Source organism: Microcoleus sp. FACHB-68 (assembly GCF_014695715.1).
Taxonomy (GTDB): domain Bacteria; phylum Cyanobacteriota; class Cyanobacteriia; order Cyanobacteriales; family Oscillatoriaceae; genus FACHB-68.
In genome coordinates, this window is record NZ_JACJOT010000008.1 from 254,653 (window position 1) to 280,985 (window position 26,333).

The window sequence follows — 26,333 nt, forward strand, 5'->3', positions numbered from 1 at the left end:
GAGTGTTTGGCAGATATCATATCTTTTAAAGGTAACCGCTTAGCTTGATAAGTTAACTTAAGCTGTTACAGATATTTAAGTTTTACACTTTTTACAGCTATTTAAATAATTTCTACTCAGGCGACCACTGCCAATGTGATAAATTAAAATCTTTACCTTCTATCGCCAAAGCACCCACATAATCGGCAGATGGAATTAAATGTAAAATAGACCACCGGCTGGCTGATTCAACATCACCGGCAACGCTCAACAATCGAGCCGGCTCATCTGGAAGAAACGAAACTTCAATTTGCTCTAGCGGTTTATATAAGCCATCCCCAATGGCTTTTAAAAACGCTTCCTTTCGCGTCCAGCAGTTTAAAAAAGCCGCTTGTTTCTCACTTGCCGGCATTCCCTGAAGTACCGCATATTCTCGCTGAGAAAAAAAGCTTTTCGCGATTGCTTCAGCATCAGGCATCGAACGTACCTGTTCCAGATCAATGCCAACTACCCGATCCAGTACGATTGCATAAAGAGCGAGTCCTTGTGAATGAGATAAATTAAAACAAACCCGCTCATTCATCAAAGCCGGCTTGCCACGTTTTTCATAACAAAACTGTATTTGACTTGGTGCGATCTCTAAATACCGGCTCAAAATATTTCTGAGTATCCCTCTGCCGGCAATAAAACGCTGCCGATCTCGCTCAAAGTAAAACCGCTTAGCGCGATCACCCTCGTCTGCTGAAAGCGTTTCCCGCAAATCATCAATCTGTTGTGCCGGCAGATCGAGTTCAGCAAGCCAAATGTGGACTTCATTTAAAGATAGCCTTAAGTCTGCCGGTGGCTGACACCACAAAATACTGTTTTGAACCATTTGTTATTAGTCGTGAGTCTTGTGTCAAGAATAACTGACAGCAGACACTTGACAAAGGCGCTTAAAATCACTTTTGAGTCTGCTGAGGAGACAATCTGTGCGCGGCTGGGATGTTAAGTTGATTGTGATGTAGAGCCGCTTGCCGGCTGACCGCCCTTGAGCGCATATAAGTATATTTTATAATGGTGATAAATTTTATTAATTTCTGTTAAATTTATAAAAATCGTTTTTACTCAACCTTATCAAACTATCTTGGGAAACAGAATTTAAAATTACCGTATAACCACTTAACTATTTATATTAACTTCATAGAAACTTCATAAACTTTGATACCCTTTTCCAGTATTATACATAGCAAAAAACCAGGTTTTAGAGCTATAAAACAACTTTTTGGCTTAAATCACTTAAGTATTTAAATAGCCTGAAGCCGAGTTATTATAAAGATTTTGTATAAGCGCTAGCAATTAAGAGAAAGGCTATGTAAAAATTTATGAAAGTTATCGGAATATCAATGATTGATTTTTCTGAGGACTGCATACCGCAGGCACTCTGGAAAACTTTCAATCGCTTAACGCCTCTTTGAGGACGTGGCCTGCGTGTTTAAGCATCAGGGAACTTTGAAGCTCTAAAAAAACAACCTTAAAAGCTCCAAGGAAAACGCCGGCTCCTAGTTAATGGGTTTCAGCCTTTAGCTAATTAAAAGAGCTGTGATTTTTCATGCCATTTCATTTTCATTATTGTTTGAGCACCTAAATCAACAACCATGACCCAATCCAAAGTGAATCCAGGCGTTCCCACCGGCACCCCCCCCACGCATCCCGAAATGCTCAGCCAGCCGTCAAACACAGTAGGAAAACAGTCGCAAAAACAGCTTGAGAGCGGAAAATCCCCCTATAGCAACATCCCCTTACTAGATTTGCCGGCAGATCGTCCGCGCTCAGCACTCGGCACGTTTGTAGGTGCATCTCAACATCTCGCACTTTCTCAGACACTCGCGCACAACCTCAAAGCGCTCTCGCAACAGCAAGGAAACCCCCTGTCTATTACCCTGCTGGCAGCATTTAAAGCCTTGCTCTACCGTTACACCGGCACACCAGAAATCGTCGTTGCTTCAGCCGCACCGAAACGCAAGTGGACTAAAAATGAAGGACTGATTGCATTCACCAACACATTAGTTTTACATACTCAAATTGATGGAAATGCAAGTTTTCTGGAATTAGCAGAGCGTGTGCAAACAGTCACCTTAAACGCTTACAACAAGCCAGAATTGCCCTTCGAGACACTGGCGGGTGAGCGGCAATTGCAACAACCCAATCAGACACCCCTATTTCAGGTGATGTTTGCGTTTGACAATCCTAAAATCGCGGACATACTGGATCGTACAGGACTGACGCTGCTCCCCATCAACTTCGACAGTGACGCGGCTGGGTGTGACTTAACGCTGTGCGTGAAGGACACAGAACGAGAAGTGATTGCGGAATTGAAATATAATGCCGAGCTGTTTAACCCAGACACGATTAACCGGCTCATTGGGCATTTCCAAACCTTACTCGAAGGCATTGTTGCAAATCCAGAGCAACCGATTTCACAGCTGCCACTGTTAACCCCAGCAGAAAGGCAGCAGATCCTCATCGAGTGGAATAACACACAGACAGATTACCCCCACGACACCTGTGTTCACCAGCTCTTTGAAGCCCAAGTCGAGCTTACACCCGACGCTGTAGCCGCAGTTTTTCAAGACAAACAATTAACTTACCGGCAGCTCAACACCAAAGCCAATCAGCTTGCACATTACTTGCGTTCGCTCGGTGTAGGGCCAGAAGTTTTCGTCGGGATTTGTCTGGAGCGATCTTTAGAAATGATGGTCGCAATCTTGGGAACGCTCAAAGCCGGCGCTGCTTATGTCCCACTTGATCCAGCCTATCCAACGGAACGATTAGGCTTCATTTTAGAAGATGCTCAGACGCCGGTTCTGCTAACTCAAACACATTTAGTTAAAAATTTTCACCAACATTCGGCACAAGTTGTTTGCTTAGATAAAGATTGGGAAACAATTGCCCAACATAGCGAAGAAAATCCTATTAACTTAGCCGATACCTCTAATCTCGCCTATATTATTTACACCTCGGGTTCCACCGGCAAACCCAAAGGAACCATGATTCCCCATCGGGGATTAGTTAACTATCTGGGTTGGTGTATCAAAGCCTATGCTGTTGCAGAAGGACAAGGCACCCTTGTTCACTCCTCCATCGGATTTGATTTAACGGTTACTAGCTTATTCTCACCCCTACTTGTCGGGAAAAGCGCCGTACTTCTGCCGGAAAATCAAGAAATTGAAGCTCTGGGTGACGCAATTCGCACCGGCGGCGATTATAGCCTCGTTAAAATTACCCCAGCTCACCTAGAAGCGCTTAGCCAATGTTTAACCAGTGAAAAGCCAGCTGGTCAAACCAGAGCATTTATTATTGGCGGCGAAGCACTCTTAGGAAAAACCCTTTCCTACTGGCGCACTCAATCACCACAAACCCGACTGATTAATGAATATGGCCCGACAGAAACCGTTGTAGGATGCTGCATTTATGAAGTGCCCGAAGATGCCCAATTGTTGGGAGCCATGCCCATCGGTACTCCGATTGCAAATACGCAACTTTATATACTAGATAAACATTTGCAACCCGTGCCGGTTGGTCTTCAGGGTGAACTTTATATTGGAGGTGCCGGCCTTGCCAGGGGATATCTAAACCGGCCTGATTTAACGGCTGAAAAATTTATTGCCAATCCCTTCTTTGATACAGGGAAAGAATCGGTTTTCACTTCAAACCGGCTCTACAAAACTGGTGATTTAGCCCGTTATTTACCCGATGGCACAATTGAATATCTCGGTCGCATTGATAATCAAGTTAAACTTCGCGGTTTCCGCATTGAATTAGGCGAAATTGAAGCCGCCCTTAGTCAGCATCCAGCCGTGCGAGAAACCGCAGTTATTGTGCGGGAAGATGTTGCCGGTGACAAACGCTTAGTCGCTTACGTCGTCCCTAGCGAAACGGCTAACTCTGCACTCACAAAAGAACTGCGCCATTTCCTAGAGGCAACCTTACCTCACTACATGGTGCCTTCAGCTTTTGTGCTGCTAGAGGTTTTGCCCCTAACAACCAACGGCAAAGTGGATCGCAAAGCACTGCCGGCACCCGACGCATCTAGCGCACTCGCAGAAACCTTTGTCGCACCCCGCACCCCCATTGAAGCCGCATTAACCGCTATCTGGGCAGACGTGCTGGGACTGCAGCAAGTGGGCATTCAAGACAATTTCTTCGAGTTGGGAGGACACTCCTTATTAGGAATGCAAGTGATCTCCCGCTTGCGTAATAGCTATCAAGTTGAGTTGCCGTTGCGCTCGCTCTTTGAAGCGCCCACGGTTGCGGAACTCGCGCAAAAGGTAGAAACAGCCGGCGAGCAAGAATTGTCAGTGATCGCCCCTGCCATCACCCGGATTTCACGCGATCGCAACCTTCCCCTTTCCTTTGCCCAAGAACAATTGTGGTTTTTCGGGCAACTCGCGCCAGATACCCCGGTTTACAACGAACCGGCCACGATTCGCCTCACCGGCACGATTAATATTCCCGCCCTGGAAAATAGCCTTAACGAAATTATCCGGCGTCATGAAGCACTGCGAACCACGTTTGCAGAAGTTAATGGTCAACCCGTGCAAGTTGTCCATCCAACGCTCACCCTCACGCTGCCGGTGGTGGATCTGCGAGAATTGCCGCACTCAGAACGAGAAGCAGAAGCCCTACGCCTCGCCACAGAAGAGGCACGGCGTCCCTTCGACTTGACAGCCGGCCCGCTAATCCGGGCAACGTTGATCCAGCTAGATGAGTCGGATTGCCGGTTATTCCTGACCCTACACCACATTATCCATGACGGCGTTTCTAACTACAGCGTGCTTGCGCCAGAACTCGCCGCGTTATATGAAGCCTTCTGCGCCGGCAACCCCTCGCCTCTGCCAGAACTGCCGGTACAATATCCAGACTTCGCCCACTGGGAACGGCAATGGCTGCAAACGTCCGTTTTAGCGCCACAATTAGACTATTGGCGGCAACAACTGGCAAATTTGCCGGTGTTGCAACTGCCCACAGATCGCCCCCGCCCCGCAGTGCAAACTTTCCGGGGTGCCAGACAGTGTGTATCTCTCTCCAAATCCTTAACAGAGGCACTGAAAGCCCTCTCGCGCCGGCAAGGTGTCACTTTATATATGACCCTGTTGGCAGCTTTTAAAACCTTGCTGCACCGTTATGCCGGCCAAGATGAGATTGTAATTGGCACTGTCACCTCCAACCGTAGCCGGCCTGAAATTGAAGGGCTGATCGGGTATTTCCTCAACACCCTTGTATTGCGAACCGACTGCTCAGGCAACCCCAGTTTCCAACAGTTACTCGAACGCGTGCGGGAAGTCACGTTAGGCGCTTATGCCCACTCAGACGTACCTTTTGAGCAATTGGTGCAAGCATTACAGCCAGAACGAAGCCTCAATCAAAACCCGCTTTTTCAAGTTTCCTTTGTTCTGGAACCACCCATGCCGGCCCTTGAGTCTGGGTGGACATTAAGCCAACTAGATGTAGAAACCGGCACCGCAAAACTCGATTTAACCCTAGAACTTGACGAAAGACCAGAGGGATTAATTGGTCGCTTTGAATACAGCACAGATTTGTTTGATGATGCCACCATCACCCGCATGGCTGAGCATTTTCAAACTTTACTGGAAGGCATTGTCGCCAACCCAGATCAGCAGATTGAGAATTTACCAATCCTGACAGAATCAGAGCGGCAACAACTCCTCTTTGAGTGGAATTCTACTGATACAAATTACCCGCAAAATGTTTGCATTCACCAGCTATTTGAAGCCCAGGTAGAACAAACACCCGACGCCGTTGCGGTTGTCATTGAAGGCGAACATTTAACATATCAGGAACTCAACGCCAAGGCGAACAAAATCGCTCATTATCTGCGTTTCTTAGGCATTGTTCCAGATACCTTGGTGAGTATCTGCGCTGAGCGATCTTTAGAAATGGTTGCCGGCATCTTGGGAATTCTCAAAGCCGGTGCTGCTTATGTGCCATTAGATCCGGCATATCCTCAAGATCGCCTTAGTTTCATGCTTGAGGATACCCAAGCGCCGGTGCTGCTAACTCAAAGCCGGCTCGTTGAAAAACTGCCCCAACACAACGCCCAAGTTATCTGCCTCGATGCAGACTGGGAAACGATTTCCCAACATAGCGACTGCAAGCCAAACTCTGAGGTAAGCGCCGAAAACCTCGCCTACACAATCTACACATCAGGTTCCACCGGCAAACCCAAGGGCGTACCCATCACCCACCAAAACTTGGTTCATTCCACGTTTGCACGCACTGCATATTACAAAGAACCTGTCAAGGGTTATTTGCTGCTGTCGCCCTTTGCCTTCGACAGTTCAGTTGCCGGCATCTTCTGGACACTCTGCCAAGGCGGAAGTCTGGTTTTACCCCAAGATGGCGCTCAAGCGGATGTGCCACAGCTAATCGAGTTAATTGAGCAAAATCAAGTTTCCCACTGGTTAAGCCTTCCGTCTCTTTACGGGTTGCTTTTATCAATTGCAAAACCCCAACAACTCGGTTCTCTACGCACCGTAATCGTTGCCGGCGAAGCGTGTCAAAAAGACTTAATTGAACGTCACCGGAAACGGCTGCCTCACGCCTGTTTATTTAACGAATACGGGCCGACAGAGGGAACAGTTTGGAGTACCGTTTACGACTGTGGTGATCTCGGAGAAAATACCCTCGTTCCGATTGGTAAACCGATTCCGAATATGCAAGTTTACCTGCTCGATTCTCACTTGCAACCCGTGCCGGTGGGAGTGGCTGGAGAGTTGCATATTGGCGGTGCCGGCTTAGCGCCCGGATACTTAAACCGGCCTGATTTAACGGCAGAGAAATTTATTGCCAATTTATTTAGTCAAGATGCCAATAGCCGGCTATATAAAACTGGCGACTTAGCCCGTTATTTACCCGATGGAAACATCGAATATCTGGGGAGAATTGACCATCAAGTAAAAATTCGCGGCTTCCGTATCGAAATGGGTGAAATTGAAGCCTTGCTCAATTCTCATCCATCCGTGCAAGAAACCGCAGTGATCGCACGAGAAGACGTACCGGGCGATCAGCGCTTAGTCGCCTATATTGTCCCCAGCTTAACGGCTAGTTCAGAAATCATTAAAGAATTGCGTCGCTTCTTAAAAGAGAGACTGCCGGCTTATATGGTGCCTTCTGCCTTCGTGTTGCTGGAAGCTTTGCCACTTACACCCAATGGCAAATTAGATCGCAAAGCATTGCCGGCACCGAATCACCTGAAAGCTGAACGGGAAGAAATTTTTGTTGCGCCTCGCAATCCCGTTGAAAAAATCCTGGCTGACATCTTAGCCCAACTTTTAGGACTTCAAGAAATCGGGATTCATGATAATTTCTTTGAATTAGGCGGACATTCTCTGCTAGCGATTCAATTGATCTCCCGACTAAGTGCTGCATTCGGAATTAAAATTTCCTTACGCTGCTTATTTGAAAACCCGACCCTTGAAGGGATCGCAATTGCAATTGTCAAAAATCCCCAGTACCGCAGCGAAGTTTTCGGCAATCGGCAAATCGTAGAAACTCAAATCCCCAAATCTTTAACTACAGGACTCAAACTCCGCCCAGAAAACATTTATGCCCAAGGTGCAACAGATTTCCTTCCCCTATCTTTCGCCCAAGAACGATTGTGGTTCCTTGAAAAGTTAAGACCGGCAACAGCGTTTTACAATATCGCCACTACCATAAAAATGGTAGGCCGGCTCAACCCAAGCACCCTAGAACAAAGTCTTAACGAGATCCTCCGCCGTCATGAAGCTTTGCGGAGTAGTTTTACAACCGTCGATGGACAGCCGGTGCAAGCCGTCGCCGCAACTGTTCACTTAAAACTTCCCATTTTCGACTTGCGGAGTCTAAGTGAAACTGAGCGAGAAGCAGAAACCGAGCGATTAACCGCACAGGAAGCCCAGCGTCCTTTTGACCTCGCGCAAGCACCTTTAGTCCGGGCAACGCTGCTGCAATTGGCTGAGACAGAACACATCCTGCTGCTGACAGTGCATCACATTGTCTCCGATGGTTGGTCGATGGGGTTACTGCATCGGGAAATGTTAGCAATTTATCAGTCCTTGATGGCAGGAGAACCTTCCTCCTTGGCTGAGGTGCCGGTTCAGTATCCCGACTTTGCAGTTTGGCACCGGCAGTGGTTACAAACTCAGGAAGCCGGTAAAGCATCGCCCCTCGAAACCCAGCTATCTTACTGGAAACAACAACTTCAGGGCGCACCCTCCGCGCTGGAAATGCCCACAGATCGACCGCGCCCGCCCGTTCAAACGTTCCGAGGCGCGACACACCCAGTCGTACTGCCTAAGCCTCTAATTGAAGCGCTGAATCGCTTAAGCCGGCAAACCGGCGCGTCCCTTTACATGACCCTTTTAGCAGCGTTCAACACGTTGCTACACCGTTATACAGCCCAGGAGGATATTGTCCTCGGCACCGTCACGGCTAACCGTAATTGGTCTGAAATTGAGAACCTGATTGGGTTCTTTGTCAATACCCTGCTAGTTCGCACGGATCTTTCAGGAAATGTCTCTTTCCGGGAGTTGCTGGATCGAGTGCGTGAGGTGGCGTTTGGTGCTTACGCTCACCAAGATTTACCTTTTGAAAAGTTAGTGAGCGAACTTCACCCGAATCGGGATTTAAGCCAAAATCCCTTATTCCAAGTAATGTTTGTATTCCAGAAAGATGGGCTGGAAACGTTAGAAATTCCGGGCTTGAATCTGAATTTCTCAAATGTACATTGCGGCACGGCGAAGTTTGATTTAACGCTGCAACTTCAAGAGACACCTAGCGGCGTGAGTGGCTGGTTTGAGTACAGCACAGACTTATTTGATGCCGGCACCATTGAGCGCATGGCCGGCCATTTCCAGACGTTACTGGAAGGCATCGTTGCGAACCCAGAACAGCGCCTCTCAGAGTTGCCAATTCTGACCCCAGAAGAACGGCACAAAATCGTCTTTGAGTGGAATGATGTTTACACTGATTACCCCCACGATGCCTCGATCCAAGCGCTATTTGAAGCGCAGGTAGAACAGACACCCGATGCCATTGCCCTCGTCTTTCATAATTCTCAGGACTCAGGACTCAGGACTCAGCACCCTCAACTAACCTACCGGCAATTAAACGCCAAAGCGAACCAGGTGGCACACTACTTGCGTTCGCTGGGTGTTGGCCCGGATGTGTTGGTGAGCTTGTGTATGGAACGTTCCCTTGAGATGATCATCGGAATCTTGGGGATTCTCAAAGCCGGCGGCGCTTATGTCCCCCTCGATCCTGCTTATCCCCAAGAGCGCTTGGGTTATATGCTAGAGGACTCTCAAGCGCCGGTGTTGCTTGCTCAAGAGCGACTGCTGAACGGTTTGCCGGCACACAAAGCACACACCGTTTGCATCGATACAGACTGGGAAGCCATCGCCCGTGAAAGTGAGGAAAATCCGCCGGTTGAAATTTCTTCACTTCACCTTGCCTATATAATGTACACCTCCGGCTCCACCGGCAAGCCAAAGGGTGTTTGCATTCCTCATCAAGGCGTAGTGCGGTTGGTCAGAAATACCGACTATGCCGACTTGAATTCCGAAGAAGTCCTCCTGCACCTAACCTCAAGTGCCTTCGATCCGGCAACCTTGGAGATTTGGGGCGCTTTGCTCAACGGTGGCCGGCTGGTGATCGCGCCCCCTTACACCCCCTCTTTGGAAGAGTTAGGACAGGTGATTAAGCAACACCAAGTTAGCACCCTGTTTCTCACAACCGGCCTGCTCCATGTGATGATTGATGAGCGGCTTGAGGATTTAAAAGGTGTACGCCAACTGTTAACCGGCGGGGATGTTTTCTCTGTCGCCCACGCCCAAAAGGTTGTGCAAACCCTGAAAGGATGCCGGATGGTTAACGGCTATGGGCCAACCGAAAACTCAATCTATTCCTCTTGCTACACCGTCCCAGCCGTTGATCAGATTGGAAATTCGGTTTCCATCGGTCGTCCGATTGCGAATAGTCCGACTTATATTTTGGATCGCCATTTAAACCCCGTTCCCATCGGTGTCTGGGGTGAACTGTATGTTGGAGGTCCCGGCTTAGCGCGAGGCTATTGGAACCGGCCAGAATTGACGGCTGAAAAATTTATTCCCAACCCCTTCTTTAAAAAAGAGGGAGACTATGTAGACCGGCTCTACAAAACCGGCGACCTCGTCCGATACTTACCGGATGGAAATATCGAGTTCCTAGGACGTATCGACAACCAAGTTAAAATTCGCGGTTTCCGCATTGAATTGGGCGAAATTGAAACCGTCCTCAACCAGCATCCATCTGTACGCGAAACTATTGTGCTTGCTCACAAAGATGCAGCCGGCGACAAACGCTTAGTTGCCTATATCGCTCTTGAAGAAGGCGATGGGCCATCCCTCAATCTCACTTCTAACTCTTTACCCAACTCCCAACTGGGCACTCAAGACTCAGCACTCATTACAGACTTGCGTGGCTTCTTAAAAGAACGGCTGCCGGCATACATGATGCCCTCTGCCTTCGTGCTGCTGGAAGCGTTTCCCCTAACCCCCAACGGTAAAATAGACCGCAAAGCCCTGCCGGCACCTGAGTTTGATCGCTCCCAAGAGCAAGAAGCTTTTGCCGCACCCCGCGATACCTTAGAACTCCAGCTAACGCAAATTTGGGAGACTGTGTTAGGCATTGATTCTATCAGTATTCAAGACAATTTCTTCGATCTCGGAGGGCACTCCTTACTGGCTGTGCGCCTGTTAGATCGCATCGAAAAGGTATTCGGCAAAACGCTTCCCTTGCCTACCTTGTTCAGCGCCCCAACTGTTGAACAATTGGCTAATATTATCCGCGCTTCCGGGGTTGATTCTTCCGAAGAAGCGCTAGTGCCGCTGCGTTTGGGTAAAGATAAACCGCCTCTATTCTGTATTTACGGAATTATGCTTTATCACGCCTTAGCACGCAATTTGGCGGACGATCAGCCGGTTTATGGCGTCTACCTGCAAGCCGAAGTAGATATCTTAAAAGCGGATAACCCAGAAAAACAGATAGCCTCAATCAGTGTTACTTCCCTGGCGAGTCAGTATCTCAAAGAAATCCAAAAACAGCAGCCGGTTGGCCCTTACTATCTCGCCGGTGAATCCTTCGGCGGCTTAGTTGCTTATGAGATCGCTCAGCAGTTGCGTGCAGAAGGGCAAGAAGTGGCTTTATTAGCTTTATTTGATTCTTTTGCGCCGGGAGCTCTGAAAAAAGCGCCAATGCCGGTGCGAGTGATGCTGCATTTGCAAAACTTTTTCCGGCAAGGCTCAACTTATGCTTTCCACAAAGCAAGGCGGAGGCTTCAACTTGCTAAAAAGCAACTGCTTAGACTCACTAACCGGATGTATGGGAAATTAGACTCTATCAATGAGAGTTCTTTATCGAACACCTTCACGGATGCTGTCATCCGCGATCTGCGTGAACTTATTCTTGAGAAGGCATCGAACAATTACGCCCCCCAGCCGTACCTGGACAAAATCACGTTATTCCGGGCGATGGATCGAAATGAATTTGAGGCAACTTACACTGATCCTCAATTAGGTTGGGGTGAGTTTGCTGCCGGCGAATTAGAAATTCACGATATTCCGGGCGATCACATCGGTATCCTTCAAGAACCGAATGTTAAGGTTCTGGCAGAAAAATTGAGTGCTTACTTACAAAAGCCATAGCCAATGAATTGAGCCGGCATCCCTAATTCCTATACGACTGCACTGACATAACGCGGTGCAGTCTTTTTTTTCGGCTATGGCTTCCCGTAATTCCCGCGCTGCCGGCTTAATATCGTGCCGATAAGCTTACCCTAAATTAAGCCCGATTTCTTCCTTGGGTACGCAAGTCACGCACCCGAATGAGCTTTACAATTTGCGAGTCGGCACTCCTGTGAGGGGGATGAAGGCAAGGACTCGCTGTTTTATTTTGATGAAGTCTAACAAACCATTAAAATTCCAAGCGAAATTTTACTGAGTGAAAATACAATTTGTGCTTCCAAATGCTAAAAAAATGCTTTATAACCTCACAAATCTCAATGAAATCGATCTTTTCTGACTGAAACTTTGTTGCTGAATGATCGCAAAAGCAAGAATGAATGCCGATTAAAAAGTCTGTGTAAAGGCTAAAGTTTTTACAGATAAAGTATTGACTGCCGATTCAGCTTTTTTAAGTAATTTCCTCAAAATTTGCCGGTTTCCCGACAGTTCTTGTCTGGGATGCCGGTGAAAAGCCCTGAAACAACCAAAAAAACCAATAATAACAACTTCAAGCCAAGAATCATTTATACTGGGGATTAATAGAAGGCTTGGTCTTAAAGTGTGTAGGTAACACAGAGGCATAAAGCTGCTGAGGCTTTTGTCAAGCAAATTATATAAAATTTTTATTTTTGTCATGTGCCAAAACAACATTCGGCTGCGGTGAACGCTGTCAAAAAAATTACCAAAGCCTCATGGGGCAATGAATTTGGCCGATCTAAACGCCTAGAAATCCATTAATGTTTTATACAATATATTCATGCAACCCCAATCTGCAAGGCGAGAGAATCTGAGACCGTCAAAACAATAGTCAAACGTTGATTGAGCGGAAAATTAGACGAGACAAGGCATTTTAGAAATCGTCCTTAAGGAAGATTGCACCCAGAGAAAGGTTAGTGAATAGGTGGAAAGAGACTCGGAAAAGTTAAGCAAGCCAGTGAGAGGAAGTTCTGATGCAATTAAAAGAGAAGGAAACGCCATCCCAACTGTCAGCAATCGCAATTGCAATTGCAGCGACATTCACGGCTGAGCCGGTGGGGGAATCTCTCGCTTTTTGGATGCAAGAACTAGATATCCCCTCTAAGATTGACTTCGCACCGTATAATCAGGTTTTTCAGCAACTGCTTGCACCTGACAGCCTGCTGGCTCAAAATAACAATGGCATTAATGTTATTTTGGTGCGAATAGAAGATTGGGAAAAGCAGGAAGAACGCGCACACACCGGCATGGCGTTGCAGCCGGCAGCCAAGCAACACATTGAACGAAATGTGGCGGATCTGGTGCGAATTTTGAAATCGGTGGGAGAACGTAGCGCAACCCCTCAACTCGTGTGCTTGTGCCCCGCCTCACCGGCAGCCGTTGCAGACTCCAGCCGGCAGGCATTCTTCCAGCAGATGGAAGACGTGATCGCCTCGGAATTAGACAGCGTTAGAAATACCTTCACTGTTACCCCTCAAGAATTCGCGTCTCTCTATCCCGTTTCCAACTACTACGACGCGCACACAGATGAGTTGGGGCACGTTCCCTACACACCGGCTTTCTTTGCCGCCCTCGGTTCCACCATCGCCCGAAAAATCGCCCGCCTGAGTCGCGCCCCCTACAAGGTAATTTTGCTCGACTGCGACCAAACTTTATGGAAAGGCGTTTGCGGCGAAGATGGGGCGATGGGAATCGAAATTGATGCGCCTCGCAAAGCTCTGCAAGAATTCATGGTAGTCCAGCAACAAGCCGGCACGATCGTTGGGTTATGCAGCAAAAACATAGAAGCCGATGTTTTTGAAGTCTTTGATCGCCGGCCTGAAATGCCCCTCAAACGCGAACATATCGTTTCCTGGCGGATTAACTGGCAACCCAAATCAGAAAATATCAAATCCATCGCCGAAGAACTTAATTTGGGTTTAGACAGTTTCATCTTTATCGATGATAACCCCGTTGAATGCGCGGAAGTGCAAGCCAATTGCCCGGAAGTTCTCACCCTGCTGCTACCTTCGGAAGTCGAAGAGATTCCCAGATTTCTGAATCACATTTGGGCATTTGATCGGCTGAAAGTTACGGAAGAAGACAAGAAGCGCACCGCCCTTTACAAACAAAATGCAGAACGCGAACGATTCCGTAGTTCAGCCTTAACCCTCGATAATTTTTTAGAGGGATTGGGGTTAGAAATTGATATCTCTGAAATGGCAGCGCACCATTTTGCTAGAGTCGCCCAGCTTACGCAGAGAACCAATCAATTTAACTTTACAACCATTCGCCGGTCTGAAAGCGATATTCAACAGCTATGCGAATCGGGACAATTAGAAGGTTTGGTTGTTGAAGTGCGGGATCGGTTTGGCGATTATGGTTTAGTTGGGGTAATGCTTTTTGGCAGCAACCCTGAAGCCATTAATGTCGATACATTCCTACTCAGTTGCCGCGCTTTGGGACGGGGTGTAGAGCATCGAATGCTGGCAAAACTCGGAAAAATTGCTGAGGATCGCGGGCTTTATCGGGTTGATATCGGTTATATTCCAACCAAAAAGAATCAGCCGGCTTTTAATTTTATTGAAAGTATCAGTTCAGTTAAAGAAGCGGTTGGTGATGCCGTGCGTTATCAGGTGCCGGTGGAGGTTGCCGCAGCAGTCAGTTATCAACCCTCAGCAGCATCGGATCTAGCCGAAAGTTCTCCAACTAAAAATGAAACCTCCCCGCAAAACGCGTCGGTACGGTTGCAGGAAAAAGCCGGTCATTCTTCCTCTGCCTTTCACCAAACAGTGATTCGGATTGCCAGGGAATTATATGATGCCGAGCAAATTCTGCAAGTGATTGAATCGCAAAAATTGCGATCTAGGCCGGCAATTGAATCGAGTTACATTGCCCCCCGAACGCCTGTTGAGGAAGTGCTAGAAGGCATTTGGGCGCGTGTTCTCGGCGTAGATAAAGTGGGAGTGGAAGACAACTTTTTCGAGTTGGGCGGTCACTCGCTATTGCTTACCCAATTGATTTCCCGCATTCGCGATAACTTCCAAATTGAGCTATCCATGCAGCGTTTCTTTGAAGCGCCAACGATTTCTGGACTCGCTTTATTGCTGGCCAAAAATCAAGAAGGGCCAATGAATGCCGAAGCGATTGCTGAACTTCTGAAAATGGTTAACCGGCTTTCAGAAGCAGAAGCGAAGGCAATGCTGGAGGCGAAAATGGGAACGTCTATCGTTGATTCTTCACTTTCTCCCAGCACTCAGGATTCAGAACTCAAAGCTCAAGATTCAGCACTGTATACTCAACCCTACCGGATCGGAGATATCGAACGAGTTGCAATTCGCGCCGGCCAAGAATTAGTTTACTCAAGAAACAGCCGCAGAAGTCAACTTTTAAATGCTGATGTTGTGCAAATGCTGTGTGAATGCCGGCAATTCAAAACCATTGAGGAACACGCACAAAATATCTGCCGTAATGTGGGTGGAGATATAGCAGCGATTAAAACTGAGTTAGCCGCATTTGTCGAAGCCGGCTTCTTAATTTCCCAGCAGCAGCTACTAGAAAAATTCGGGCCAAATCAACAGATTACAGTCAAATCTGCTGAGGAATTAAACGCTCATTATCCTGTTGAAAATGACAGTGTAAGAAGTCATTCATTTACGGCTGTCAAAACCCATAGCAATGGGAAACAGTCGGCGGACAAGGATACGACAGACGGCACAGTTGCCTCGGTGGGAATGGTGACGTGCAACCGCATTGAAGGTGCAAAACGCGCCCTGACAAGCTACATCGAAAATAGCCAACAACACGGCAGAACGAATAATTTTGTCCTCATGGATGATTCTGCCAGTTCTCAAACGCGAGATGGCTATCGGCAAATGCTGCGCTCGCTTAAAACGCAGTATGGGGCGGAGATTTTTTATGCCGGCTTAGAGGAAAAACAGCGGTTTGCTCAATCATTAATTCAAAAGGGAGGATTGCCACAAGACGTTGTCAATTTTGCCTTATTTGATGTCGAAAAATCCGGCGCATCTCCGGGTGCAAACCGCAATGCTTTGACGTTGCATACTGCCGGCGACATCATTTTTAGCGCAGATGATGATACGGTGTGCAAGTTAGTGCCTTCTCCAGAATTGCAGGAAGGCTTAACTTTAACTGCCGGCACTGATCCTTCCGATTATTGGGTGTTTGATGACCGCGAAACTGCCTTAAAATCGGTGAAGTTTGTAGATCAAGACCTTTTAGCCCTGCATGAGCAGTTATTGGGTAAAAATGTTGGTGCGATTCTTGAGTCTGCCGGCAATACCGACACCGTTAATATCAACCCAATCGAAAATCAATTTATGCGCCGGTTAGAAGCCGGTGCCGGCAAAGTTTTAGTTACATTTAACGGATTGGTTGGAGACTGTGGATGGGGTGCGCCTTTTGGTTATTGGGGTGCGCCTTTGGGTTATCTTTTACTAGCCGGTAAATCCCACGAACGATTAGTGCAATCAGAGTCAGGATACCGCAATGCGCTGACAAGTCGGGATATTTTAAGAGTCACCAACCGGCTAGGAATTAGCGATGACAGTTTCGGCATGACCACATTTGTGGGATTAGATAATCGGGGAGTGCTGCCGCCATTTATCCCCGTCCGACGCGGGCAAGATTTAATCTTTTCTAATACGGTTTGGAAGTGTTTTCAAAACAGCTTTTTTGGGCACTTACCTTGGGCATTATTACACGAGCCGGTGGAACAACGGAAATTCTGGGCCGGGGAAATTTTCAGAACCGCTTCTGGTTTTGATACCGCTAAATTAATTGTAGAATGCATTAAATCTTGCGAATTCGGGCCGGCATCGCTTGATGAAAAAGAAAGGCTGCGTTCCCTTGGAAAACACCTAATAGAATTAGGTTCACTGCCTCTTGCCGGTTTTGAAGAGTTTCTACGGTTGCAAGTTTGGCGTACCAGCAGTTCCTTTATTTCCCTAGCAGAAGAACATCTGCGAATTTCTGGAGAGTCGCCGGCTTACTGGGCAAATGATGTTAAAAAATACACCGATTTGTTGTGTCAATCTCTAACACGAGATGATTATTTCATTCCCCTAGATTTAGTTCAGGGACGCAATTTAGATGAAGCGCGACAGCTAGCCCAGCGTTTGGTACTTAAATTTGGTCAGTTGTTATACTGGTGGCCAGAAATGATTGAAGTTACCAAACAATTGCGTCATCACGGGGAAAGATTGGGAAGACTAATTTAGCGAACAGGGGGCATGGGGCGTAGGGCATTGCATAGAAAGGTGCTCAGTTGATTTATGTGTGCATACTTGTTGCAAAATCCTATAGCTTCAGCTCAATTTTTATCAGCGTTAATCGGCATCTTAATAAATTGTTCATCAAGAAGGATTCAAAATGGGTGAGTCTATCCAAGATATTGCAACGCTTTCTCCCACTAAGCGGGCACTATTTGAGTTGCTGCTCAAAGAAAAGGGTTTAAATGTCTCTAGAATCCCCAAAATCCTTCGGGGCAGTGAGACTCAATTTTATCCGCTTTCTTTCGCCCAGCAACGGCTATGGTTTCTCGACCGATTAGACCCAGGCAATCCGGTTTATAATGAAACAACCACAGTCCGCCTCACCGGCAGACTTAACATTGTTGCGCTTGAACTAAGTTTGAATGAAATTGTCCGCCGGCATGAAATTTTGCGGACAACTTACGCGCTTGTCGGTGCAGAACCCGTTCAATACATTTCTCCCGCACAACCGATTTCCCTGTCAGTAACCGATTTGAGAAACTTGCCTTTAGAGGAACGCGAACGCTCTTTCTGGCAGTTATCCACTCAAAAAGCGCAGCAGCCTTTTGACTTAGAAACCGGGCCGTTACTTCGGGCTAATTTATTTCAACTCGATGAAGAATCTTATGTATTAGGACTAATCATACATCACATCATTACAGATGGTTGGTCTAGTAGGATACTAATTCGAGAAATGACGGCACTTTATGACTATTATAGTGCCAGCAAACCTTCACTTTTACCCGAACTTTCGATTCAATATATCGACTTCGCCGGCTGGCAGCGCGAATGGATGCAGGGTGAAGTTTTAAACCAGCAACTTTCGTATTGGAAAAAACACTTAGGCGGACGGCTGCCGGTGCTAGATTTGCCAACAGATCGCCCCCGCCCGCCGGTTCAAACATTTCGCGGCGCACGTCAGTCTTTAACCCTTTCCCCTGAATTAAGCACCGCATTGGCTGCATTTAGCCGCGCTGAAGGTGTCACTTTATACATGACGCTGCTAGCCGCATTCCAGACATTGCTAATGCGGCTAAGCGGACAAGACGATATTATTGTGGGATCTCCGATTGCCGGTCGCAATCGCGCAGAAATTGAAGGACTCATTGGATTTTTTATCAATACCTTAGTTCTGCGTACCAATCTTGCAGGCAATCCAACATTTAAAGAAGTTTTGCAGCGAGTGCGCCAAGTTGCTTTAGACGCTTATGCTCATCAAGACTTGCCTTTTGAAAAATTAGTTGAAGAACTACAGCCCGAAAGAGATTTGAGCCGCACACCGCTATTTCAAGTATTTTTTAATATGCTCAGTTTTGAGCAAAATAGCATCGAAATATCAGGATTAACCGTAGAAACGTTACCGCGTCCCGAACTCGAATCAAAGTTCGATATAACACTTTATGCACGAGAAAATCCTGAACGAACTCAGCTAGAATTTGTTTATAATGCCGATTTGTTTGAGCCGGCACGCATGGTTGAAATGCTGGCACAATTCCAGCATATTCTGGCTCAAATTGTCAATAACCCAGAAGAAAAAATAGCTGAAATTTCTTTGGTAACGTCTTCAGTTCAAGCACGCTTACCAAATCCACATGAAACGCTCAATGATTCTTGGGAAGGCGCTGTTCACAGGCAGTTTTCCCAACAAGCAAAGCGAGTGGGAAATAGCACAGCCATCGTTGATCGGCAAGGAAATCTGACTTATTCACAACTCGATAAAATCAGCAATCAACTCGCCGATTATCTGCAAAAACATGGCATTGGTTCTCAGGATGTTGTCGCGATTTACGCATATCGTAGCGCCCCAATAGTCGTGGCTTTGCTGGGAATTCTCAAAGCCGGCGCTGCATTTGTGATTCTCGATGCCAAATATCCCGCCGAGCGATTAATTGATTGTGTTAAGCTAGCTCAGCCGAAGGCTTGGCTGCAAATGTCAGTCGCAGGAAACCTTCCGGAGACTTTAGAAACCTTTATTGGGACATTATCAAGCCAGTGCCGGTTGAATCTACCTGAATCAGCCGTCGAAATTGGCGAGATTTTAAAGGATTATTCAACAGAAAATCCCCATACCGAAATTAACCCCGATGACTTAGCCTATATTGCCTTTACCTCCGGCTCAACCGGCAAGCCCAAAGGTATCTTAGGCACTCACAAACCGCTTTCCCACTTCCTGCAATGGCACGTCCAAACCTTTAATTTAAATCAATCAGATCGATTCAGTGGGCTATCTGGACTCGCCCACGATCCCTTGCTGCGAGACATTTTTACACCCCTATGGTTAGGCGCAACCCTCTGCATTCCTACCCCAGAAGAAATCGGCACTCCAGGCAAGTTAGGCGAGTGGATGAAGCAACAGCAAATCACCATCAGCCACCTAACACCGGCAATGGGACAGCTCTTAACTGAAACTTCCCAAAATCAACAACTAACAAACCTGCGTTATGCCTTCTTTGGAGGCGATGTATTAACAACTCGTGATGTTGAAAAACTGCGAAATATAGCTCCAAATGTTACTTGCGTGAACTTCTATGGAGCCACAGAAACTCCGCAAGCAATGGGGTATTATATCGTTCCGAATCAAGAATTAGAAGAACATACAAACACAGCAACCCATCGACCCGAAAATTCCCTAATACCCCAATCTCGCACTCAATCCCGAATTCCCTTGGGACGAGGCATCCAAGATGTGCAACTGCTAATTTTAAATTCCTCCCATCGGCTGGCAGGAATTGGAGAAATCGGAGAAATATACATCCGCACATCTTATTTATCTCAAGGATATTTGGGAGATGAATCGTTAACTACATCGCGATTTTTCACCAATCCATTTACCAATATCCCCTCAGACCGGCTCTACAAAACCGGAGACTTAGGCCGGTATTTACCTGATGGGAATATATCAGTTGCCGGTCGCGCTGATCATCAAATAAAAATCCGAGGATTCCGCATTGAGCCGGGGGAAATTGAGACAGTATTAAGCCAGCATCCCCATGTGCGGCAAAGTGTGGTGATCGCCCGTGAAGATATACCGGGAGAGAAACGTTTAGTTGCCTATCTTGTCCCCATTCTTGACTTCGGAACGCCAAACAAAACAGCCGACTCAGCACTCAGCACTCAGCACTCAGCACTTAAGAGTGAATTACGCGATTTTGTCAAAGAAAAACTGCCAGATTACATGGTTCCTTCAGCATTTGTGATGCTAGAAAGTGTGCCATTAACACCCAATGGTAAAATCGACCGCAAAGCATTACCGGCACCTGAATACCGCAGTGAATCTGAAAATTCTTTCGTTGCACCCCGCGATGATTTAGAACATCAATTAACAGAAATATGGGAAACCCTGATCCATGTCAAACCGATCAGCGTTAAGGATAACTTCTTTGAACTAGGGGGACACTCGCTGCTAGCGCTGCGTCTGTTCAATCAAATTCAAGAAAAATTCAACAAACTGTTGCCTCTAGCTACCCTTTTCCAAGCACCAACGGTTGAACAACTCGCAAATATTTTACGCTCTTCAGAGCCGTCAGCGCCCATCCGCTCACTCGTTCCCATTCAGCCAAACGGTTCTAAAACGCCCTTATTCTGCATTCATGCCATTGGCGGCAACGTTCTTTCTTACCAAGGTGTAGCCACTTATCTGAGCAAAGATCAGCCGGTTTACGGGTTGCAAGCGCGGGGTATCGCCGGCAAACAGACTCCCCACACACGGGTCGAGGACATGGCATCTGACTATATCAAGGAGATCCGCACGGTTCAGCCTGAAGGGCCATATCTGTTAGCCGGCCACTCGTTAGGAGGAATTATCGCCTTTGAAATGGCTCAGCAGTTAGTGCGGGGTGGTCATAAAGTCGGTTTAGTCGCAGTTTTCGATACCTTCAGTCCCCTGGCATTTGGCAAAGGTACTCCTCCAAAATCTTATCAGTTTGATATTCACCGGCTGAATCTTTCACGACTCAATCGGAAAGATAAGGTACTTTACATTACAGATCGCGTGTACTGGAAAATTGAGGGTTTCATCGAGAAAATTTGGAAAAAGGTTTACAAATTAACAGGTCGAACTTTGCCAGATCCGCTACCCGAACATTTCAAAAAAATCGAAAGTGCAAACCGTGTTGCTGCCACCAACTATGTCCCCCAAGTTTATCCAGGGCAAGTAACCCTTTTACGGGCAATAGAAAGGCCAACTACCAAGTATTATGATCCCCTATTAGGCTGGGGCGAATTAGCAGCAGATGGTGTAGAAGTTCAAGAGATTCCAGGGCATCACAAAACGATCATTTTAGAACCTCGTGTTCGCTACTTAGCTGAAACATTGCAAGCGTGCTTAGAGAGGGCGCAAACAGAGGAAAGATAAGGCGTTAAATCTTTAACTTTTGCCTCTGATATTTGAAGTTCAACCCTGTTTGTATGACAGCTTCTAAAAATGTCTTAGTCTGCCAAAACCGCACCTGTCGCAAGCAGGGTGCGGCGGCGGTACTTGCCAGTTTTGAATCCCACGCCCCAGATGATGTCGCCGTCACCGGCAGCAGTTGTTTGGGACAATGTGGTAATGGGCCGATGGTGCTCGTCACTCCGGAGGAGGTTTGGTACTGCCATGTGCGCCCAGAAGAAGTGCCGGTGGTGGTTGAGCGACATTTGCAGGGGGGGAAGCCGGTGAAGGCAATGCTTTATCCCAAATTTCATCCTCAGTCGTTGAAGTAAAAGTGTAAAAAACGTGATTTGACTATCTTTAAAAGCGCCGATTTGGTTACAAGAAAAGTAGCAAATTAAGGACAATAAAAAAATGAATGGGGGATTTTCTTTCTGGCTTTGTCATGTCAAATTAATGGTTTGTGATCCAGATAAAAGCTCCTGTCATTGGGATTTAGTCTATTGCTCACTTCCTGCAAAAGCCTATGATCATTTACTGGGTTTTCAGAATGAAAATTTAAAAATAATTGCTATTTTTAATTTTCATCCTATGAATCGTTGTGCTATCGCAGAGATTGATGAACCTGAACAGATTAAAGCCTCAATAAAGGTTTTAAGAGTTGAAGATAATTTGTCTAATTTTAGGATATATGCTAAGAGGTTTATTCTAAGATTTAATTTGGTGGCATATTATGGGTTTGACGTAGAAACCGTAATGGAAATTGCAGCTAACAAACAAGTGGATATAATTTTAGTCAATACTGGTTATTCGGGTAAATATAGACAAGTGGATTGGATGGAGAACATCCGAATGTTAAAATCTAACCCAGAAACCGCACAAATTCCCGTTATTTTAACAATGTGGGGTCAAGTCATGGTAGGTGACCGGGACAGATACTTAGAAGAAAGTGGTGCTGATGATGCCATTCGGATGGAGCCTGATAGTTGGGAACTCCTTGTCGAAAAAATAAAATATAACCTCCCTAAGGACGATCCCAGTCCAAACACGAAAATTAATTTAAAAAAAAGATTTAGCCGTTTCCAGACAACTAAAGTAGAAAAAGAATCAGTTTTATTAAATTTTATAGCCCTTAGAATTTACCAGATCATAATATCGATAGCCGGTGGAATTTATCTTTTGATTTCTGCTATTTCACGACGCTACAAGTAATTTAGGAAATGATGCAAATAACTTGTTTGAGTCTAACTGAGAAGTTAGCTCATTTGTCATAACCATATTGCCTAGGGGGAACACAACGTTCAGCAATTCACTTTTATCATTAACGACCAGATGCACTCTTGAAACCAAAGAAGCAGTCAATCGGCCAGTTGACTTCCCACTGAAGTTCAAAGGTTTGACAAAAGTTATCGACACTGAACATGGGACGGGCAGATGGATGAGAATTTAGCACTTTGAGGCTATCTATTTTGCCCTTTCTTGTCCCGAACTGATGTTAGAAAGATGACTGGATTTGTTGCAAAAACACAAGTATCGTGAATTTTTAACCCCAGATTCCGCAGATAAATCATTTATGTTTATCTGCGGTTCAAATAAAAAAACTTACGATTCCTCGCCCTTCAAAAAAGGCACATCCACAACTTCCCCTTCAATATCTCCAACGCGGACTTTCAAACCGGCACCCCCAGCTTTTGTGCGGATATACACCAAACCAAATGGCCCTTGAGCGGTTTCTGTATAACTCGTGAGGGTTCCAACTTTCTCCTCATCTAGCGTCACTACCGTTCCGGGTTCTACCCTAGCACTCAGTCGAACCCCCCAAAGTTGTTGCTTGACGCCTTTGTAGGTTTCCAGACGCGCAATTGTTTCTTGACCGATGTAACAACCTTTGGTAAAGGATAGTGTTTGCAATAAACGCGCTTCTAGCGGATTGTAATCTTCCGTGAGTTCCCGATCTGGTGTGGGGCGTCCCTGTTCAACTCTCAACTGTTCCCAACATTGTTCACCGAGAGGAACCGCACCGGCAGCCGTTAAAGTCTCCCACACGGCGGCTGCGTTGCCGGCTTCGACGATCAGGGTGTAGCCGGCAACTGCTAAGCCACTGCCCACAGCCACACGCACTTGCGCGTCCCCTAGGGGTACTATCTGGTGAGTGCCATAAGGTTGGCCGGCAAGGGCACCGGCACCCAACTGATCCAGTAAAGCATCGCTGTTTGGCCCCATTAAGCTGAATGCAGCCGTTTTTTCGGTTACATCCGTTAATTTCACCTTATCGGCAAAAAAGATATAGCGATCAAGCCACTGCATTAGCTTGGAACGACGATGAGGCGAGACAAGCAGCAGCACCGCATCTTCTGTAAGATATGCGGTTGCTAAGTCAATGGTGCGGGCGGTGGAGGTGACAAAAACCGTATCACAACCCTGTCCAGGCTTAAGGCTGTTGAAATCGTTTGTACTTTGATTGTGCAAAAATCGTAGCCGGTCTGCATCGCCAACTTGAATGCGTCCCCAGTGGGTGCGATCACACAAAGCCACGCCTTCCCGTACCGCGTTGAGGGCGGCTGCATCGTTGCCAAAACTAGCCGGCACCGGCACGCCAGAGGCCGATTCCTCAAATGTTGCCCCACCGGCTGTTTGAAGTTTTTGTAATTCTTGAATCATGCTGTGCCTGAGCGGTTGTCAGTGATTTCTGATGCTAGTGAAACGCAGAAAGCAAACGCGCATCTCATTCGCTATTTTATGCGAGCAGAGCCAATCTCCCTCAAAACTGGGAATTGGGGCATGGGGCATGGGGGATTGGGCATGGGGCATGGGGGATTGGGCATGGGGCACGGGGGATTGGGCAAGGCTTGGGCAACCTAAAGGTATGGGAATTGGGCACTCAAAACTCCTATCCCTTGGGCAAGTTGGCAAAGACTTCTTGTACCAGTTGTTTTGCCTTAGTGTCTAGCCGGTTCCAGTCTACATCGCCGGTTTCATCAAGGAGACTGGTGTCAACTTCAACGTCCACACTCTCCATTTCAGCGTGGGTAGACCTGTAGTTGCTAAAGCATACCTGATAGCACAAATCCCACACATCAAAGGTCACTTGCCGGTCTTGATGTTGCAGACACAGCGTATAACCCGGATAGGGCGTTTGCACTTCTTGATAGGTGCCCTGCCAAGTAGATTCTTCCAGTTGTTTACGGATATTGTCGATGACCCTGATTAGGGCCGGCTGCATCAACACACTAGCTTGTTGCCATGCAACTTCATTTTTAATTTTTGGCTTCATTTGCACACCGCTCGGTATGGGTAAAAAAGCAGACCTCGCCTCTTGCAAAAATCAACTATAGCGGATGCCCCTAGCGCAGGGTGTGCGTCAACAGGCTGCGTTCATCTGTTACAGGCTGCGATTAAGAAAAAAGATATCGACTGTCTGCAAGAGGTTTAGTCTGCCCACGCCTATCCAAAAAGTTAACCAGAGTCAGCTAGGAAGGTTATAAGCGTGGTAGAGGAGTCTTACCGGCATCCCCCTCAGTGCCGGTGTTGGGTGGGGGTGGAGTCTTACCGGCATCTCCCTCAGTGCCGGTGTTGGGTGGGGGTGGAGGTACTTGATCCGCGCTTCCATCCCTTGATGGAGGCATGGGAGTGGTTTCAACTGGGTTGGAATAAGTTGACGCACCCACCGGCTCTAGCAAAGCTCTGAAAAAGTAAACCCGATCACAATATTTGGTATCGCTATTACAGACAGTTTCAACCGCAATATTGCGAACATTGGTGACATCAACCGACAAAGACGCTTTTTCTCCCGGCCCGACTGTGACCGTTTGAGAAGCATCTTGTTCTCCATCTAAGTAAACTCTGACCGTATTGGCAGGGCTACCCCGATCGTTATCTCGCATTCCAAACTCTAATTGCAACGTTTGGAAGTCATATTCTGAAGGCTTCGGTTCGTCTGACTTGATGCGGCACGTCATGCCCGAAAATTCGGAGCCGGCTCCCATGTACAGATAAGAGGTATAAACGGCTCTACCTACAGATACATTTGAAGTAATCCGACGCCAGCGGCCCGGGCCGGTGCTGACACAGCGAGCGTCAAACAGGGAGATAGGCTTTGCCTCTGCCTTTGCGGTTGGCAATAGCGAGGGCGCTATCACCAAAGACAGCACCACACCGAGGAAAAGTTGAGCAATCGACTTGTTTTTTTGCATGGGCACGGGACTGTACAGTTACCCTAACAGGTTTAAATCTCCCTCATAATATCGAATCGCCACGGGCAGTCGCGGCAGTATTACTGCTTCTTTTTCCTAAGTGGGGAGTCCTGAGTCCTGAGTCCTGAGTCCTGAGTCCTGAGTCCCATGCCCAATGCCCAATGCCCAATGCCCAATGCCCCATGCCCCATGCCCCTCTTACCGCTTTGTTGTCCACACGTTGGTGAACATCATCAAAAACGCACCAATTACAATAGCGATAGCAAGACCGCCGGCAATGGCATTTAATAAATCAGTATTTTCCATTGGTTTGTTGAGATATCAGATAAACTAACAGCCTAGCTTATCGTTTTTATGTGATGTTTGACCTTAATACCGTTTCTGAATTCTCCCGCACTCACTGCATCAGCATCTGTGCGTTTCTGGTGCCGGCCAATCTGGTGGCAACCGGCCTGACAGTCGCTTTCACCCTACTGCGTCGCCCTAAAGCACAGGTGTGGAAAGCGGCTGCAATTGCTGCCATTCCCGCTCTGGTCATGGTGTTTCATGTGGTTACTTGGTTTATGATTGGTGTGGTCATGGCTCCCACCTACATCCTGCTATGGCTGGCAGCGACCTGTCTGAGCATTAATTTATGGGCCATTTCCCATCCGCAAAGCATGGTTCGATTGATCAAATGGGCGTGGGGGATGATTTCACCGGCATTCAACCGCCAACATCTCACATAAAGTAATCATTTTGTGCGAAATTTCAGTTGGAAATG

At 47.0% G+C, this 26,333-nt stretch carries 12 protein-coding genes; 7 read left to right on the forward strand and 5 right to left on the reverse strand.

Annotated elements, in window-relative coordinates:
• Positions 1-112: 112 nt before the first annotated feature.
• Entirely contained in the window at positions 113-853 is a 741-nt protein-coding gene (locus tag H6F73_RS10205; protein WP_190758670.1) for a 4'-phosphopantetheinyl transferase superfamily protein, read from the reverse strand.
• Between the two features lie 763 nt (positions 854-1,616).
• Between H6F73_RS10205 and H6F73_RS10210 the strand changes: the two genes are divergently transcribed.
• From H6F73_RS10210 to H6F73_RS10230, 5 genes are all read left to right on the forward strand, one after another.
• Entirely contained in the window at positions 1,617-11,702 is a 10,086-nt protein-coding gene (locus H6F73_RS10210; RefSeq protein ID WP_190758671.1) for a non-ribosomal peptide synthetase, read from the forward strand.
• Positions 11,703-12,730: 1,028 nt separating this feature from the next.
• Entirely contained in the window at positions 12,731-16,975 is a 4,245-nt protein-coding gene (locus tag H6F73_RS26495; protein WP_190758672.1) for an HAD-IIIC family phosphatase, read from the forward strand.
• Between the two features lie 151 nt (positions 16,976-17,126).
• Positions 17,127-21,362: a non-ribosomal peptide synthetase gene (locus H6F73_RS10220; protein WP_190758673.1), complete on the forward strand. Its 4,236-nt coding sequence runs from the start codon at positions 17,127-17,129 to the stop codon at positions 21,360-21,362.
• Between the two features lie 53 nt (positions 21,363-21,415).
• Complete coding sequence (locus H6F73_RS10225; RefSeq protein ID WP_190758674.1) at positions 21,416-21,709, forward strand: NAD(P)H-dependent oxidoreductase subunit E; 294 nt, start codon at positions 21,416-21,418, stop codon at positions 21,707-21,709.
• An 82-nt stretch (positions 21,710-21,791) separates the two neighbouring features.
• On the forward strand, positions 21,792-22,589 hold the full coding sequence (locus tag H6F73_RS10230) for a hypothetical protein (protein ID WP_190758675.1): 798 nt from the start codon (positions 21,792-21,794) through the stop codon (positions 22,587-22,589).
• A gap of 390 nt (positions 22,590-22,979) precedes the next feature.
• Here H6F73_RS10230 and H6F73_RS10235 read toward each other — a convergent pair whose 3' ends face one another.
• Positions 22,980-24,038, reverse strand: a complete 1,059-nt coding sequence (locus tag H6F73_RS10235) for a folate-binding protein YgfZ (RefSeq protein WP_190758676.1) — start codon at positions 24,036-24,038, stop codon at positions 22,980-22,982.
• Positions 24,039-24,041: 3 nt separating this feature from the next.
• On the opposite strand from H6F73_RS10235, the gene H6F73_RS10240 reads away from it, so the two are divergent.
• Positions 24,042-24,239, forward strand: a complete 198-nt coding sequence (locus tag H6F73_RS10240; RefSeq protein ID WP_190758677.1) for a hypothetical protein — start codon at positions 24,042-24,044, stop codon at positions 24,237-24,239.
• 28 nt (positions 24,240-24,267) lie between these two features.
• Here H6F73_RS10240 and H6F73_RS10245 read toward each other — a convergent pair whose 3' ends face one another.
• The 3 genes from H6F73_RS10245 to H6F73_RS10255 form a co-directional block, all read right to left on the reverse strand.
• Positions 24,268-24,651 carry a hypothetical protein gene (locus H6F73_RS10245; RefSeq protein ID WP_190758678.1) on the reverse strand — a complete coding sequence of 128 codons (384 nt, stop codon included), beginning with the start codon at positions 24,649-24,651 and terminating at the stop codon, positions 24,268-24,270.
• Between the two features lie 205 nt (positions 24,652-24,856).
• Positions 24,857-25,570: a hypothetical protein gene (locus H6F73_RS10250; protein ID WP_190758679.1), complete on the reverse strand. Its 714-nt coding sequence runs from the start codon at positions 25,568-25,570 to the stop codon at positions 24,857-24,859.
• A gap of 43 nt (positions 25,571-25,613) precedes the next feature.
• Entirely contained in the window at positions 25,614-25,787 is a 174-nt protein-coding gene (locus tag H6F73_RS10255) for a hypothetical protein (protein WP_190758680.1), read from the reverse strand.
• 142 nt (positions 25,788-25,929) lie between these two features.
• Between H6F73_RS10255 and H6F73_RS10260 the strand changes: the two genes are divergently transcribed.
• Complete coding sequence (locus tag H6F73_RS10260) at positions 25,930-26,298, forward strand: hypothetical protein (RefSeq protein WP_190758681.1); 369 nt, start codon at positions 25,930-25,932, stop codon at positions 26,296-26,298.
• Positions 26,299-26,333 lie beyond the last annotated feature (35 nt).

Bases quoted from the DNA above. Each gene is read 5' to 3' on its own strand.
- H6F73_RS10230 (WP_190758675.1), top strand. From the start codon at position 21,792: ATGAATGGGGGATTTTCTTTCTGGCTTTGTCATGTCAAATTAATGGTT.
- H6F73_RS10225 (WP_190758674.1), top strand. From the start codon at position 21,416: ATGACAGCTTCTAAAAATGTCTTAGTCTGCCAAAACCGCACCTGTCGC.
- H6F73_RS10260 (WP_190758681.1), top strand. From the start codon at position 25,930: ATGTTTGACCTTAATACCGTTTCTGAATTCTCCCGCACTCACTGCATC.
- H6F73_RS10205 (WP_190758670.1), bottom strand. From the start codon at position 853: ATGGTTCAAAACAGTATTTTGTGGTGTCAGCCACCGGCAGACTTAAGG.
- H6F73_RS10220 (WP_190758673.1), top strand. From the start codon at position 17,127: ATGGGTGAGTCTATCCAAGATATTGCAACGCTTTCTCCCACTAAGCGG.
- H6F73_RS10245 (WP_190758678.1), bottom strand. From the start codon at position 24,651: ATGAAGCCAAAAATTAAAAATGAAGTTGCATGGCAACAAGCTAGTGTG.
- H6F73_RS10235 (WP_190758676.1), bottom strand. From the start codon at position 24,038: ATGATTCAAGAATTACAAAAACTTCAAACAGCCGGTGGGGCAACATTT.
- H6F73_RS10210 (WP_190758671.1), top strand. From the start codon at position 1,617: ATGACCCAATCCAAAGTGAATCCAGGCGTTCCCACCGGCACCCCCCCC.
- H6F73_RS26495 (WP_190758672.1), top strand. From the start codon at position 12,731: ATGCAATTAAAAGAGAAGGAAACGCCATCCCAACTGTCAGCAATCGCA.
- H6F73_RS10250 (WP_190758679.1), bottom strand. From the start codon at position 25,570: ATGCAAAAAAACAAGTCGATTGCTCAACTTTTCCTCGGTGTGGTGCTG.